Origin of the sequence: Halomonas sp. BC2 (assembly GCF_002078115.1) — a bacterium.
Lineage (GTDB): Bacteria > Pseudomonadota > Gammaproteobacteria > Pseudomonadales > Halomonadaceae > Vreelandella > Vreelandella stevensii.
The window spans coordinates 10,805-25,671 of sequence record NZ_LFGT01000012.1 but is presented as its reverse complement, the minus strand read 5'-3'; the positions used below and the strand labels follow the sequence as shown (position 1 = coordinate 25,671).

Here is a 14,867-nt window from a genome sequence, read left to right as displayed (position 1 = left end):
TAAATGTACAAAACGCTCGTAAGTTTTCTGTTGCAAACGATCATTTTTAGCTGGAGTAGATTGATACATATCATCATGTTGAAAATCATCAACTTTAATACCTAAATCATAGGCATATTCCTCATCTGAAATATCATCCGCGTCATCTCTCGTATCTGTCATCTCTTCCTGTGTTTCCATCAAATCAGAGCGAGAAAAAGCTTTATCAGGATGAACTAAGCAGCGAAGTTCAATATAGTCACTCCATACAAATACGTCAGGCAGCCTTGGTAAAGAATCTAATTTTGTCAGGATACCATTATTCATCATCTAATCGCCCTTGAATAACCAAACGAATACTTTTTGTTAATTCGAAAATATTTTGAATTTCTTCGTAGTGGCTTTTATCGAGCTCTTTGACCGCGGGCAAAGTTTCATAAGCCAAACTTAACCGCTTTTTTGCCGCTTCAAGCATTTGTGAAAAAGCAACTTGCGGCCCTTCAGTCATAAGAAAGGCTTCATTTAAATCTCCTTTCTTTTTTAGATTCAAAACTGCATCCTGATTGGCCACAACAGCTGCAAGGTCTTTAAGCTTCCTTGAATCAGAGACAATAGTATTTCCCTGTTGATCTTGGGAATATATCCAAGAAAACACGTCCTTGAGTCTATCTTTTTCCACATGCTCACACTGGGTATCAACTTTGCTATCAAGACCAATATAATCTGAAATATTTCTATAACCAATAGCAGTAGTTAACAGTGTAAATTCGATACTTTTTTCATTAATGCCCGGCAAATTGAAAAACTCACTATCTTTCGCCTTATCATATAATTCAAGACCCGTAAGCATAGTTCCAACATAGTCAGATCTACTGCCTATCTCCTTAGCGAGCATTTTGAGTTGCTCATCTTCTGGCTCATTGGCATATATATCTTCTCTTAATTGTTTTAAGTATCTAGCTTTAGCAAGCGGCCCCCAAGCTTTTATCCCAGTAATGTGGCGAAAACCCAAATATCTTAAGATATCTTTTCTCTCTGAAAAAATTATACACGGCACTTTATTAGGTTTTTCGGACGCATCGTCTATTATTGAAACAACACTTTTAAGTCTTTTTGGAGTTTCAAGCTCTCCGTTGAGGAGTTTCAAAGCAGCTAAGCGGCGATTACCTTCAACGACATAATAATCATCACTACTTGGCACCTGCGCCACCAGTAATGGCTCACCTTCAAAGTAGCCTTGAACCCCCACGCTTTGCATAATCTCTGCAACACGCTCATCTCGAATCATCTTCTCTAAGATGACGCTGTCTGCTCCAGACGAAACCTCTCTAGGAAACCTAGGGTTTTCTGGATCAAACAATAACTCACTTGTATATAATTCTTTTGAATAAGGATATTTGGCCATATCGCACCCCAAATTAAAATTCATGCATTAATAGGCTGTTAATAATTATTCATATCAGTAATAAGAAATGCTTTTCTACCAATACGCTGTAAACTCAAACCACCCGCCCAATCCGAACCACACACCGCCCCAAGATTTCCACATCGTGCATATCCTGCGGCTTGATCATTTCCGGCTGGTAATGGTCGTTATCGCTAATCAGATACAGCGCCCCGCCCGCCAGTCGCTGTACCCGCTTAATCCGCCGCTCACCAGCAGCAAGAACACCCCTTCCTGCTTCGGATCGCGGTTACTCCGATCCACCAGCCCCCAATCGCCATCGGCCAAGGTACCGTCCATCGAATCGTTGCACGTTGACGAGCCCTTCCTTCAGCGCAAGCTGGCACGTGTGCACGAGCACTGCGGGTTAAAATGCATCGTCTTTGATATTCAGAGCCTAACCCATGAACCCTCGCAACACCATTAACCCTAAGCTAATTTATAACCCGCTAGGCTGCCAGCAGCCCATGATGGCCTAGCTCAACAAGCTCGCATGTGCCGAGATGAAGCGGATTCAACAGCTTGAAGTGCTTTCCAGGACGGCCCCTGCTCGCCAGCTGATATTGCGCGGTATTGCACAGGACAAACAAGACATCCTCTCCACCGGATAGCACGGTGATGAAATCCTCGGCCTGGCCTGCCCACTTCTGAGCCCGAGCGTTGGTGCTGCACGTTTTACTCTGTGAGGGATGGCCTTTCTTCCGTACAATAGTCCGCCATTCCCCTTGCCGCTTCTGAAAACTCGCTATTGGTGTACCAGGATTTTTGGATAGTGGGCGTTCTCCGCCACTAGGTACACTGGCGGTACACTGAGGGCGGTTTTTAACGGTATCAGGTGGCAATATATATGTATATTCATACAGTTACAGAATTTCTTAAATGACTGATTTCATTAGCAACAACAGTGCCGACAGGGGTAGGTTGTTTTCTGTGGCCCCCATGATGGACTGGACCACAAGAGACTACCGTGCGTTTGCTCGCACCTTGACCAGGCGTGCGCTGCTGTATACCGAGATGGTGACCACCGGTGCGGTGCTGCACGGCTCCCCGCGTGAGCGCTTTTTGGGGTACAGCGAGGTGGAGCATCCGATTGCCCTGCAGTTGGGGGGTAGCGATGCGGGAGAGTTGGCGGAGTGTGCTGCGATTGCTGAGGCGTGGGGGTATGACGAGGTCAACCTGAACGTGGGCTGCCCCAGTGACCGAGTGCAGAACAACATGATTGGCGCCTGCCTGATGGGCCACCCCGAAAAAGTGGCCGCCGCAGTCAAGGCCATGCAGGCGGCGGTGTCGATTCCAGTAACGGTGAAATGCCGTATTGGTATCGATGACCAGGATGAAGACGCCGATTTGGCACGGTTCATTGATATCGTGGCTTCGGCAGGCTGCAGCGTGTTTACCGTTCACGCCCGCAAAGCCTGGCTACAGGGGTTATCCCCGAAAGAGAACCGTGACATTCCACCGCTGAACTACCCTCGGGTGCATCGCTTGAAGCAGAGCCACCCAGAGCTGCACATTGGCATCAACGGCGGGATTAAAACCCTGGCCGAGTGCCAGGCGCAGCTGGAGCACGTGGACAGCGTGATGGTAGGCCGTGAGGCGTACCAGAACCCATGGCTACTGGCCGGTGTCGATGAGCAGCTGTTTGGTGAGCCCGGCCCGGCCCGCACGCGTCTGGAGGCGGCCACGGCCTTCCGCCCCTATATCCAGCAGCGCCTGGATGAGGGCGCCAAGCTGAATCATATTACGCGGCATTTGCTGGGGCTGTTCCAGGGCTGCCCGGGCGGGCGCCGGTTCCGCCGTCACCTGTCGGAACACGCCCATAAAGAGGGTGCGGGGTTACGCTTGCTCGATGACGCGCTCGGCCTGGTGCGTGAGCCGGACACCGATACACCGCCAGTGGATGAGCAAGCAACAAAACAGCCCGTGGCCTGACGGCCAACGGGCTGCTCAAAGCAAACGCCCAGCGAGCTGATCGCTGGGCGTTTTCGTTCAAGAGGCTACTGTTCGCGAACGCCTTGCTCGATGCGTTCCCCCACCTCCTGGTCGATATTGCGCCAATACTCGAACGCCCGGGCCAGTACCGGCTCAGAGACGCCTCCCGAGAGATGCCCGACCACATTGGATACCAGCCGCTCGCGCTGAGCATCGTCCATCACGTCGCGCACCAGTGCGTGGGCCTGGCGCCAGTCATCATCGTCTTTTCTGAGTGTGTAGGCCGTCCGTATGAATTGCCCGTCGGTCGACCACACAGCGTCTTCCGGGAAGCGCTGCCCATCTGCCTTGGGGCCACCCTTGCTGTTGGGTGCATAGGTAGGGTCGGTGGCGTGACGAATACGCATTGCGCCCCCTTGGCCATAGCTGTGCACCGGGCATTTGGGCGTATTGACCGGAATGTGCTTGTAGTTCACCCCCAGCCGAGCACGGTGCGCGTCGGCATAGGAGATCGCCCGTGCCAGCAGCATCTTGTCCGGCGACAGCCCCGTGCCCGGCACCATGCTGTTGGGCTCGAAAGCGGCCTGCTCGATTTCACTGTGGAAATCAGTGGGGTTCCTGTCCAGCGTCAGCTTGCCCACCTCGATCAGCGGGTAGTCGTCATGGGGCCAAATCTTGGTCAGGTCGAAAGGGTTGATGCGGTAGGTTTTGGCATCTTCGAAGGGCATGATCTGCATCTTCAAAGTCCAGGTAGGGTGATCCCCCCGCTGAATGGCTTCGAAGAGGTCACGACGGTGGTAGTCGGCATCGCTACCGGCCATCTGGTCGGCCTGCTCCTGGGTCATGCACTTGATGCCCTGGTCGGTCTTGAAGTGATACTTCACCCAAAACCGCTCGCCTGCCTCATTGACCCACATATAGGTATGGCTGGAATAGCCGTTCATGTGCCGCCACGTGGCAGGAACGCCCCGGTCTCCCATCAGCCATGCCACCTGGTGGGCCGACTCGGGCACCAGCGTCCAGAAATCCCACTGCATGTCGTGGTCTCGCAGACCGTTGTCAGCCCGGCGTTTCTGGGAGTGAATGAAGTGTTGAAACTTCATCGGGTCGCGAACGAAAAACACGGGGGTGTTGTTACCCACCATGTCGAAGTTGCCTTCCTCGGTGTAGAACTTGATGGAAAACCCGCGGGGGTCCCGCCAAGTGTCTGGGCTTCCGCTCTCGCCTGCCACGGTCGAGAAGCGGATCAGCACATCGGTCTTCTTGCCCGGCTGTAGAAAGCCAGCCTTGGTGTACTGGCTGACATCCTGAGTCACTTCAAAATGACCAAACGCCCCGCTGCCTTTGGCATGGGGCTGACGGTCAGGAATCATTTCACGGTTGAAGGCCGCCATCTGCTCCATCAGATAGTGGTCATGCATGACGATGGGACCATCGGCCCCTACCGACAGCGAGTGCTCGTCGCTGGCAACCGGAATACCGGCTTCATTGGTGGTGGGGTGCTGGTGGCTACTCATGGCGCTTCCTCCTTGTCACATTCGACCAGACGCCGTTGCGTCGTTGGAAATGGCCCACAGCGCACGAGGCTTTCGCCTTTGCGCTGGCTGGCTCCCCCACAGGTATAGTCAACAAGCAGGCATATCGCCATCCATGGCGCCTTAACGTTGGCTATTGAAGCGATCAATATTTGCTATTAAAAAGCTCAATACAGGGAGTCGGGAGGCGGTTCCAGGCTGGATTGAAAGCTTTCGATGGCCGTCTCGGCTTCCTCTATCTCATCGAAGCGAGCGATGTGATAAAGCGCTTCGCCTTCATTGGCCAGCGGCAAGCGGCTCATGCCAATCACGATGCCATCGGCCATGGCCAGCACCTCGCCCTCATCATTGCCGAAGGGGTCCGCTACCTTGCCCAGCACTTCGCCCTTGGCCACGCGCGCCCCCAGGCGCACCTGGGGCCGTAAAATGCCATCGATAGGCGCACGCGCCCAACTGGAGCCATTGGCCAGCTCGGCGGGGGCGGGGGTACGGCGGCGCTGCTCGCCACTCAGCATGCCCAAGCGGCGCATGACTCTGAGGATGCCTTTGACGCCAGGCGCAATCGCCCACTCATCGAAACGCAGTGCCTCACCGGCTTCATAGGTCAGCACGGGAATGCCCAGGTTCTGCGCGTAGTGGCGAAGGCTGCCTTCCCGCAGTTCGGCATTCAGAATGACCGGGGCCCCAAAGGCATCGGCCATGCGCTCGGTTTCGCTGCCAGGGGTCAACTGCGCACGAATTTGCGGCAGGTTGGTGCGATGAATCGCCCCCGTGTGCAGGTCGATGATATGCGTCGCATGATCGACGATCTCATCTCTGAACAGCGCGGCAATACGCCCCCCCAGCGAGCCCTTTTCGCTGCCTGGAAAGCAGCGGTTCAAGTCGCGGCGGTCGGGCAGGTAGCGGGTCTGCTGCAAGAAACCGAAGACATTGACCACCGGCACGGCAATCAGCGTTCCGCGCAGGCTGTTGATGGACTTCGAGCGCAGCACGCGCCGCACTATTTCCACGCCGTTGATTTCATCCCCATGGATACCGCCACAGACCAGCATGACCGGCCCCTCCTTGCGGCCATGCACCACCTCGACGGGAATATGCAGCGGTGTGTGGGTATAGAGGCGTGCCACCGGCACATCGATCTGTAACCGCTGGCCGGGCAACACCTCATGCCCGGCTAGCGTAAAAGGCGCTCGCGCCATGACAACTCCTCGATCAAGCATCGTGCAGTAGCTAAAGGGTTGGAAAACCTGATGTCTGAAAACTCTGTTTAGCATTATCCGACATCTTTGTTAACGCACGCTATGAAGTTCTCTGATCAACCATACACTTTTGAATGTAAAAAACCGGCGAGTTCATATAAAATACGCCGCATACGTGTCGAGAGTGAGGTGAGGTTCCATGGCAAGAAAAACCAAAGCGGAGGCTGCGGCAACGCGCGAAGCGCTGCTGGATGCGGCTGAAGAGGTGTTTTTCGAAAAAGGCGTTGCTCGCACCTCGATTGAGCAGATTGCCCGCCATGCGGGGCTGACCCGCGGCGCCGTCTATTGGCACTTCAAGAACAAGGGCGATCTGTTCATGGCACTGGTGGAGCGGGTGCGCATGCCCTTCCAGTCATTGATCGATGAAGTCAATAACGCCGACCCACACGTCTCGCCGCTGGAATCCATTCGCCTGGCCTGCCACGCAGGCTTGCAGCGTATCGAGCAACCTTCCCATCAGCGTATTCTGTCGATCCTGCTTCACCGCTGTGAATTCTTCAGCGATATCAACCCCATTGCCATGCAGGATGAAATCGGCGAAGAGTGCTTCGACGAAATGCTGCCGGTGTTCCAACTGGCCCAGCAACAGCAGGATATGCGCGAAGATATCAGCCCGGAAACGGCCACCCGCCTGATGCAGTGCGCGCTCGGTGGCCTGTTTCATGATTGGCTGCGCACGCCGGATGCTTTTTCTGTCTCCGAGCGCGGCGCAGAAATCATCGATACGCTGATCCGCATGATGCGCAAGTAAAGGCTCTACTGCACCGCAGCATTGCATCTATACTACAGGCACCCCATGACAGGAGCCGTGTATGGATGCCTTGGAGTTTGTTCGCGTGCGTGAGCTGGAAATTGCGGTACGTATCTGGAACCCCGATGCCAAACGAACCCTGATTGCCTGGCACGGGCTGGCTCGCCACGGCGGTGATTTTGCCGCCCTGGCCCGCCAGTTAGGCAGCGAATGGCGCGTACTGGCCCCGGATACCCCAGGGCGCGGCCTATCGAGCTGGTCGCTGTTTCCCGCCCATGACTACCTTTACAGCCACTATGTCACCGTCGCCATCGCGCTGCTGGATCACTACCAGTTGGAGCAGGTGGACTGGCTGGGCACCTCCATGGGAGGGCTGCTTGGTATGCTGATCGCCGCCGACGAGCAACACGCAGCACGCATTGCGCGTCTGGTCCTCAATGACGTTGGGCCCGAGCTCGACAAGGAAGGGCTGATTGCGCTGTCGAGCTACTTTGGCGTCACCCACCGTTTCAACAACTTTGCCAACCTGCAGGCAGAGCTGATCAAGCACTATGCCAGCTTCGGCATCACCAGCGAGGCGGAGTGGCGCGAGCTGGCGCTCAATAGCGCACGACGCCTGCCCGATGGCAGTTGGACCTACCACTTCGACCCCCGCATAGGCGAGCAGTTTATCCACGACACCCCCCGGGATACCTGGGCCGACTGGGCGAAGATTCGCTGCCCGCTCATGGTCATTCGCGGTGAAACGTCGGCTCTGCTGGCCGCCGAGACGCTGCCCAAAATGGCCGAGTCACAGCCATCGTTGGTGACCATGACCGTGCCGGGCTGCGGGCATGCGCCGATGCTCAACGACACCCAGCAGGTCAAACCCATACAGCGCTTTCTGACGACTCCGTTAGCCGCGCCGTCCACGGCGACACCTGCCCAGCCAGCTGGCACGTTCAGCCAGTGGCTGGCAGATGTGTGGCGTTACCTGAGAGGCGGTAGATAGGACTGGTTACGTCGGGTAGCCGTTGGGGTGATGCTTGTGCTGCAAACGCAGCCTGTTGAGACGTACCCGCGTATCCAGGTAGTCCTGCTCCATGACGCTGCGGTAGGCCCCTTCACTGGCCAGATATTTGACCAATACCCGGTGCTCACCCGGCTGGGGGCAATCCCCCGCCTTGCAATGCAAGCGCACCACGCTGTTTGGCTCATTGAGCAGCCGAGCAGTGGCACCGCCCTGCTGGTCTCGCTCGATCACCACCGCGGTAGCGCCCAGCAGGCAACGGCGCTGGAACGGCGGGTAGCGATGCAGCCCACGCTGCAGGGCGTGACACACGGCGGCCGCCAGCGGCGAAGCAACGGCAAAGGAAGCCCACAGCACCAGCACGCCCACGGGCACTCTCAACATGCCCAGCGGTAGCCAGCGTAGCACCAGTAGTTCGACGGCCAGCGAGATGGCGCCTGCCAATAGAACGAGCAGGCTCAGCGCCAGCGAGGCCGGCACGCCTGCAAAGCCCAGCGAGACGAGCGTGCTCGCCATGTGGTCATCGCGCAGGCTATCGCGTTCGAACAGCTCCAACGGCGCCAATCGCAACAACACCAGCAGCCAATAGAGCGTGCCCAGCACCAGCAACAGGGCAAAGACGATGGTTGGAAACTGCAGAGCAGCAGACATGAAGGTTTGCATGGCGTGTTCTCCTCCGGGCAAGCTGCCCGGTCTTGTTCTCGCCTGAGCCTATTGTCGACCATTATTGTGCTACTCAGGCTAAAACGATGGTCACTTTCAGCTTAGCTCATCTTAGCCATGTCAGTAGCTCGGGCATTGACCCGTATCAGCCTTTGGCCCGACGCCCACAAAAAACGGGCACCCCGTGGGGTGCCCGTCTGGTGGATCGCTGGCGATCAGGTCAGGCCTGATCGTGCCCCAGCGCCGCCTGTTCATCCTCCTTGCGTTCAGGATGACGCTTGCGGTAGAGCCAGTCAGAAACAGTGGCAATCATGGCGTAGAAGCTGGGAATGAACAGGCTGCCCAGAATGGCGACGGACGCCATGCCCACGGCCACCGTGGTGCCGATATGGTGGCTACTGACATCACTGGCCCCGGTGGCCAGGGCCAGCGGCAGCGTACCAAAGATGAACGCCAGCGAGGTCATGACGATGGGCCGGAAGCGCAGCTCGGCCGCCGTGATCGCGGCTTCACGAATCGTCTTGCCCTGCTCTTTACGCTGCAGCTCGGCAAACTCGACGATCAGGATCGCGTTCTTGGCCGCCAGCCCCACGACCACCAGCATACCGATTTGCACGTAGACACTGGTATCCAGCCCGCGCAGCACGATACCGCCAATCCCCCCGAGGAAGGCAAACGGGGTGGCCGTCAAGACCGCCAGCGGCAAGGACCAGCTCTCGTACTGGGCCGCCAGGATCAGGAACACCATCAGGATACCGAACACGATGGCCAGCATGGCGGTATTGCCCAGGTTGGCCTCCTGATACGCGGTACCGGTCCAGCCCATGCCCCAGTTCGGCCCCAGCGTTTCCAGCACGACTTCTTCCATGGCCGCGATGGCTTGCGCCGAGCTGTAGCCCGGAGCCGCCCCGCCCTGGAACTGCGCCCCGATGTACACCCCGAAGCGTGACACTACCGAAGGCCCTACCTGGCGCTCCAGCGTCACGAACTCGGATAACGGGATGCGCTCACCGTTGCCGCCCCGCACGTAGACATTGTTGATGTCTTCGGGGGTCTTGCGGAACTCGTCCTCGTTCTGCAAATACACCTGGAAGTTACGGTTCTGGTAGCTGAAGAAGTTGACGAAGCCATTACCAAAGGTATTGGAAAGTGCCGAAGAGATATTCTCCAGGGCCACGCCGTAGCTCAACGCCTTCTGCTGGTCGATCTCCGCCCGGAACGAGGGAACGTTCATGTTGAACGTGGAGAATACTTGATTCAGCGCAGGGTGCTGGTTCGCCGCCCCCATGATCTGCAGCGATGCTTCATACAGCTCACGGGGCGATGCGCCGTCGAAGGATTGCAGGTAGCCGGTGAAGCCCCCAGTGGTCGACAGCCCCATGATGGGCGGCACGTTGAAGGCCATGGCCGAACCACCGTCGATGCTGGCACCCAGCTGCATGATACGGCCCACCAGCTCGTTGGCGGTCAGGTCACGCTCCGACCAGGGCTGCATGTTGATGAACATGATCCCGCGTGCGGTGTTCACCGCGCTGGAGAGAATGTCATACCCCGCCACCGCCGAGGAGTACTGCACGCCTGGGATATCTTCAATGGCAGCACTTAGCTTGGCCATGTAGTTCTGGGTACGATCCAGCGAAGCGGCGTCCGGCAGCGACACGCTGACCAGTACGATCCCCTGGTCCGTTTCGGGCACCAGCGTGGAGGGCGTATTGGCATACAGCCAGTAAGAGCCCGCCCCGACAGCCACGGTCAGCGCCAGCGCCAGCACCCAGAAGCGCACCAGCTTCTTCACGAACCACATGTAGAGCGCCGTGAAGCCTGCGAAGAAACGATCGAACAGGCGCAGCGGCGTGGTAATCGCACGCTTGAAAGCGGACTGACGGGTCTTGTGCAGGTTGTGCTTGATGAAGATCGCGGACAGCGCCGGGGTGAAGGTCAGTGCCATCAGCGCCGACAACGCCACCGAGATCGCCACAGTAATCGCGAACTGCTGGTAGATCTGGCCCGTGAAGCCGCCCATGAAGGCCACCGGCACGAACACCGCCGCCATGATCAGCGACGTGGCGATGACCGGCCCACCGACCTCTTTCATGGCGCGAATGGTGGCATCGCGAACGCTGATATCGTCCTCTTCGCTGAGCACCCGCTCGACGTTCTCCACCACCAGAATCGCGTCATCCACCACGATACCGATCGACAGCACCAGCGCGAACAGCGTCAACAGGTTGATCGAAAAGTCGAACAGGTAGAAGCCGGCAAAGGTACCAATCACCGAGACCGGCACCACCGACATGGCGATGACCGTAAAGCGCCAGTTCTGCAGGAAGATGAACAGAATCACGATAACGATCAGGAACGCTTCGATGAACGTCTTGAGAACCGTCTCGACAGACGCATCGATGAACAGCGTCGTATCGTAAGGCGTCACGTACTCGAGCCCCGGCGGGAAGCGTTCAGCCAGCTCTTCCATGGTCGCCCGAACCGAGTTGGCCGTTTCCAGCGCGTTGGCGCCCGGCTGCTGGTTGATGATGATGGGCGTCATGGTCGCGCCGTTCAAACGCGCATCCACACCGTAGAAAGAGGCGCCCAGCTCGATCCGTGCCACGTCTTCCAGGCGCAGCGAAGAGCCATCGGCATTGGTGCGCAGGAAGATATTGCGGAAATCATCCGGGCTGGAAAGACGCCCGCCAGCGGTAATGGTGTAGGTATAAGCACGCGGCTCGCTCTGGGGCGTCGCGGCAAGACTACCGGCCGGAATTTCGGTGTTCTGAGCGCGAATGGCACTGGCCACTTCGCTCGGGGTCAGGTCGTACTGGGCCAGCTTGTCGGGATCCATCCAGATCCGCATGGCAAACTCGCCGCCCCCCAGCACCTCGGCATTGCCCACCCCAGGCACCTGGCGTAGCTCATCGAGAATGTTGAGGGTGGCATAGTTCTGCATGTAAACATTGTTGTAGTCACCGCTGGGCGAGGTCAGCGCGACCAGCATCAGAATGGAGTCGGAACGCAGCTCCACGGTGACACCCTGAGACTGAACGGCCTCTGGCAACTGGGACAAGGCCCCCTGCACGCGGTTGTTGACGTTGATGGTGTTGATATCACCATCGGTACCGATGTTGAACGCCACGCTCAGGCTCATCAGGCCGTTGTCGGCGCTGTTGGAGGTCATGTACAGCATATCCTCCACGCCGTTGATGGCTTCCGCCAGGGGCGCGGCCACGGTCTGTGCCACGGTCTCCGCATCGGCACCGGGGAACTGCGCCTGTACCGAGACCGTGGGCGGCACCACGCTGGGATACTGCTCGATGGGCAATATCCGCATCGCCATCGCGCCTACCAGCGTCAGGATAATCGCCAGCACCGTGGCGAATATCGGACGACTGATAAAGAAGTTAGAGAAATTCATTATTGAGCACCCTCTTCCCCTTCCGCGGGCGCATCACCGGCGCCTTCGGGCACCTCGGCAGCCGCTTCGGCTTGCTCCTGCGCTTCGGCTTCTTCCACGTCATCGACCAGCTGTTCTGCACCGCCATCGAAACGCACCGGGTCGATCACCATGCCCGGCTCGAGACCCGCCGGGTCACCTACCACAACGCGCTCGCCAGGCTCCAGGCCATCCACGATGATCTGCCAGGGGCCAGCCACATCGCCCAGTTGAACCGTCCGCTCACGCGCCTTGCTCTCGTCGTCCAGCACAAAGACACGAGGGCCCATCAACCCCTGGGTAACGGCAATTTCAGGCACCGCGATGACGTCGAAGCGCTTGAGACCTTCGAGGCGTACGCGCACGAACTGGCCAGGCAACACATCACCATTGGGGTTGTCGAACGTGGCCGAGGCTTGCACCGTACTGGTACCGGTATCCACGCGGGAACCGAGGTAGTTCAAGCGTCCCGCCAGCTCACCCCCAGCGCTACCCGCTAACCCGGGCACGCTGAGATGGGCGGTAATGGAGGACATGTCACCGGCGCTTGCGGCCAACTGGCGACGCAGCTCGAAGGCATCGCGCTGGGGTAGCTGAAAGCGCACTTCCAGCGGGTCCAGAGGCGTGATGGTGGCCAGCTCAGTGCCTGACGTGACCAGGTTGCCCACGTTGACTTGGCTCAAGCTGATCATGCCCGAAACGGGCGCGGTGACGTTGGAGTAGCCCAGGTCCAGATTGGCACTGGTGAGCGCGGCTTCCGCCTGTGCCACGCTGGCCTGCGCAACCCGCTGCTCTGCCAGCGCCTGGTCGTACTGCTGGCGGCTGACCGAGTTCTGGCTCAGCAGCTGCTCGAAACGCTGCGCATCCCGCTGGGCGCGTGCCAGCTCTGCCCGGGCGCTCTGCAGGTCTGCTTCACGCTGGTTCACCGTGGCCTGGTACAAGTCCGGCTCGATGGTGTAGAGGCGATCTCCTTCCTCGACCATTTGCCCGGGTTCGAAATGCCGCTCTTCCAGAAAGCCGTTGACCCGCGCCACCAGCGTGACTTCACTGTCGCTACGCAGCAGCGAAGGATAGGACTTGTTGAGCGGAATGTCCTGACGGCTTACTTCAGCGACTTCCACCGCGTGGGGTGGCGCTTCCTGCTGCTGGCCCTGCTGCTCCTGGGACGGCTGTTCCTGGCCACAAGCGGTCAGCGCCAGCACGGCGATCAGCGTCACCAGGCTCGCCCGGGTGGAGTGCATCACTCTTTTCATGCGTCGAATTCCCATTCATTTTTTCTGTACGTTGACGGATCGCAGGCGTGCCCCCATTGGCCGCGCTCAGGCGCCTGGGGTAGGAGGAGCACCAATGTCCATCGCGCGCTGGTAAGTATCAGGCGCGTTGCTTTCAGGCAGGGTGAAGTTGACGCTGTCACCGGTCAGCCAGGCATTGACTTCCTCGATGGCCGCCACGTCCAGCATGCCCGACTGCTGGCGCAGCGACATCAGATTCACCACGTAGTCGTAGCGCGCTTCGGCGTAGCTGGCGATGGCGTTATAGAGGTTCTGCTCGGCATTCAGCACATCGACGATATTGCGGGTACCCACCTCGTAGCCTGCGCGCGTTGCTTCCAGAGCGCTGCGGGTAGACACAATGGCCTGGCGGCGAGCATCCACGGTTTCCACGTTATTGCTGACCTGGGTGTACAGCGAGCGCACCTGTTGGATCGTGGTGCGCCGCTGGGACTCGAAGTCGTACTGGCTACTTTCGAGCTGGAAGGTGCCCTGGCGAATACGCGCACTGGTGCTGCCACCGGTGTAAATCGGCAGGTTGGCGGAAACGCCTACCTGGCTAGAAGAGTTGTAGCCACTGACCACATCGCTGTCGCTGTCCGAGTATTGATAGTTGGCGAACGCCTGCACGGTGGGTAGACGCCCTGCTCGGGCGACTTCCACACCGGCCCGCGACAGCTCGATGCCTGCCCGCTGGGCCAGCACCTGCGGGTTGCGCTCCAGTGCCTGGTCGACCCAATAGTCACGGTCGGTGGGCGCAGGTAGCGCAATCGGCATGGCGTCGCCCAAGGCATCGATGTTGGCGTAACGCTGCCCGGTCAACTGCTCCAGCGCTTCGAACGCCACTTGCAGGCTGCTCTCGGCGGCAATGCGGTCGGCCCGAGACTGGTCGAAGCTGGCCCGCGCCTCCTCCACTCCGGTAATCGCAATCAGCCCGACCTCGAACTGCTCGCGAGCCTGCTCCAGCTGGCGGCCAATGGCGCGCTCTTGCGCCTGACGCGCTTCCAGAACCTCATGGGCACGCAGAATATCGAAGTAGGCGCTGACCACGTCGATGAGCAGCTGCTGTTCCGTCGCGGCCAGCAGGTAAACCTGCTGATCGATCTGGCGCTCGGCCTGGTTGAGTTCCTGGCGCGTCACGGCATTGAACAGCGCCTGGGTCGCTTCCAACGACAGCGATGCGGTGTTGTAACGGTCATCGCTGACCCCCACCGCGGCCTGGTCGGCACCCACGCCGACGCCCGCTCCCCGCGCAGAACCCTGGCTTTCGTACTGCTGGTTGTGCACGACGCTCCCGGAAGCATTCACTTGGGGCAGCAAGCCGCCGCGCGCTACGTCCCGGCCCGCCTCTACGCCAGAAAATTCGGCGCGTGACGAGGCAAGGGCGGCGTTGTTGTTCAACGCATCACGGGTGATGGTGATCAGGTCAGCCGCCTGGGCAGGCAGAATGAAGGAGGAGGTCAGCACGGCCAGTAGCAAGGGGCGTAAAGGGGCATTGACTGCCCAGTGTGCTAGTCGCATGGGATTGCCTCTAGGTGTCAACGTTGGAAGACGCGCGGCGCCAGTCTGAAAGAGTGGGCATTATAGTTACATTCAT

At 58.5% G+C, this 14,867-nt stretch carries 13 protein-coding genes; 3 read left to right on the top strand and 10 right to left on the bottom strand.

Annotation, left to right across the window (positions count from 1 at the left end; all coding sequences use genetic code 11):
* From B7L71_RS17325 to B7L71_RS17320, 4 genes are all read right to left on the bottom strand, one after another.
* On the bottom strand, nt 1-306 hold a 306-nt coding region (locus B7L71_RS17325), incomplete at its 3' end, for a hypothetical protein (RefSeq protein WP_212636746.1).
* Nucleotides 299-1,384, bottom strand: coding sequence for a ParB N-terminal domain-containing protein (locus tag B7L71_RS08980; protein ID WP_157808955.1), 1,086 nt, complete (start codon nt 1,382-1,384; stop codon nt 299-301). The genes B7L71_RS17325 and B7L71_RS08980, both read right to left, overlap by 8 nt.
* Before the next feature lie 94 nt (nt 1,385-1,478).
* Nucleotides 1,479-1,583 carry a hypothetical protein gene (locus B7L71_RS18005; RefSeq protein WP_446497420.1) on the bottom strand — a complete coding sequence of 35 codons (105 nt, stop codon included), beginning with the start codon at nt 1,581-1,583 and terminating at the stop codon, nt 1,479-1,481.
* Complete coding sequence (locus B7L71_RS17320) at nt 1,583-1,723, bottom strand: hypothetical protein (protein ID WP_170919470.1); 141 nt, start codon at nt 1,721-1,723, stop codon at nt 1,583-1,585. The genes B7L71_RS18005 and B7L71_RS17320 overlap by 1 nt, the downstream gene beginning before the upstream one ends.
* A 579-nt stretch (nt 1,724-2,302) precedes the next feature.
* On the opposite strand from B7L71_RS17320, the gene dusA reads away from it, so the two are divergent.
* Nucleotides 2,303-3,355, top strand: a complete 1,053-nt coding sequence (gene dusA / locus B7L71_RS08975; RefSeq protein ID WP_081137448.1) for a tRNA dihydrouridine(20/20a) synthase DusA — start codon at nt 2,303-2,305, stop codon at nt 3,353-3,355.
* A 65-nt stretch (nt 3,356-3,420) separates the two neighbouring features.
* Here the strand turns inward: dusA and B7L71_RS08970 are convergent, their stop codons facing one another.
* Nucleotides 3,421-4,872: a catalase gene (locus tag B7L71_RS08970; protein ID WP_081137447.1), complete on the bottom strand. Its 1,452-nt coding sequence runs from the start codon at nt 4,870-4,872 to the stop codon at nt 3,421-3,423.
* A gap of 185 nt (nt 4,873-5,057) precedes the next feature.
* Nucleotides 5,058-6,089, bottom strand: coding sequence for a succinylglutamate desuccinylase/aspartoacylase family protein (locus tag B7L71_RS08965; protein WP_081137445.1), 1,032 nt, complete (start codon nt 6,087-6,089; stop codon nt 5,058-5,060).
* Nucleotides 6,090-6,288: 199 nt separating this feature from the next.
* Here B7L71_RS08965 and B7L71_RS08960 point away from each other — a divergent pair, with 199 nt between their 5' ends.
* Together B7L71_RS08960 and B7L71_RS08955 are read left to right on the top strand one after the other, a co-directional pair.
* Complete coding sequence (locus tag B7L71_RS08960; RefSeq protein WP_081137444.1) at nt 6,289-6,900, top strand: TetR family transcriptional regulator; 612 nt, start codon at nt 6,289-6,291, stop codon at nt 6,898-6,900.
* A gap of 61 nt (nt 6,901-6,961) precedes the next feature.
* The gene (locus B7L71_RS08955; RefSeq protein ID WP_081137442.1) at nt 6,962-7,891 is read left to right on the top strand and encodes an alpha/beta fold hydrolase; all 930 of its coding nucleotides are present in this window, start codon (nt 6,962-6,964) and stop codon (nt 7,889-7,891) included.
* Nucleotides 7,892-7,897: 6 nt separating this feature from the next.
* Here the strand turns inward: B7L71_RS08955 and B7L71_RS08950 are convergent, their stop codons facing one another.
* The 4 genes from B7L71_RS08950 to B7L71_RS08935 all read right to left on the bottom strand — a co-directional run bounded on the left by B7L71_RS08950 (nt 7,898) and on the right by B7L71_RS08935 (nt 14,791).
* Entirely contained in the window at nt 7,898-8,572 is a 675-nt protein-coding gene (locus tag B7L71_RS08950; RefSeq protein ID WP_081137441.1) for a hypothetical protein, read from the bottom strand.
* Between the two features lie 220 nt (nt 8,573-8,792).
* Entirely contained in the window at nt 8,793-11,981 is a 3,189-nt protein-coding gene (locus B7L71_RS08945; RefSeq protein ID WP_081137439.1) for an efflux RND transporter permease subunit, read from the bottom strand.
* On the bottom strand, nt 11,981-13,252 hold the full coding sequence (locus B7L71_RS08940; RefSeq protein WP_081137438.1) for an efflux RND transporter periplasmic adaptor subunit: 1,272 nt from the start codon (nt 13,250-13,252) through the stop codon (nt 11,981-11,983). The genes B7L71_RS08945 and B7L71_RS08940 overlap by 1 nt, the downstream gene beginning before the upstream one ends.
* Nucleotides 13,253-13,318: 66 nt before the next feature.
* A complete protein-coding gene (locus B7L71_RS08935) occupies nt 13,319-14,791 on the bottom strand; it encodes a TolC family outer membrane protein (protein WP_081137436.1) in 1,473 nt (490 codons plus the stop codon).
* Nucleotides 14,792-14,867 lie beyond the last annotated feature (76 nt).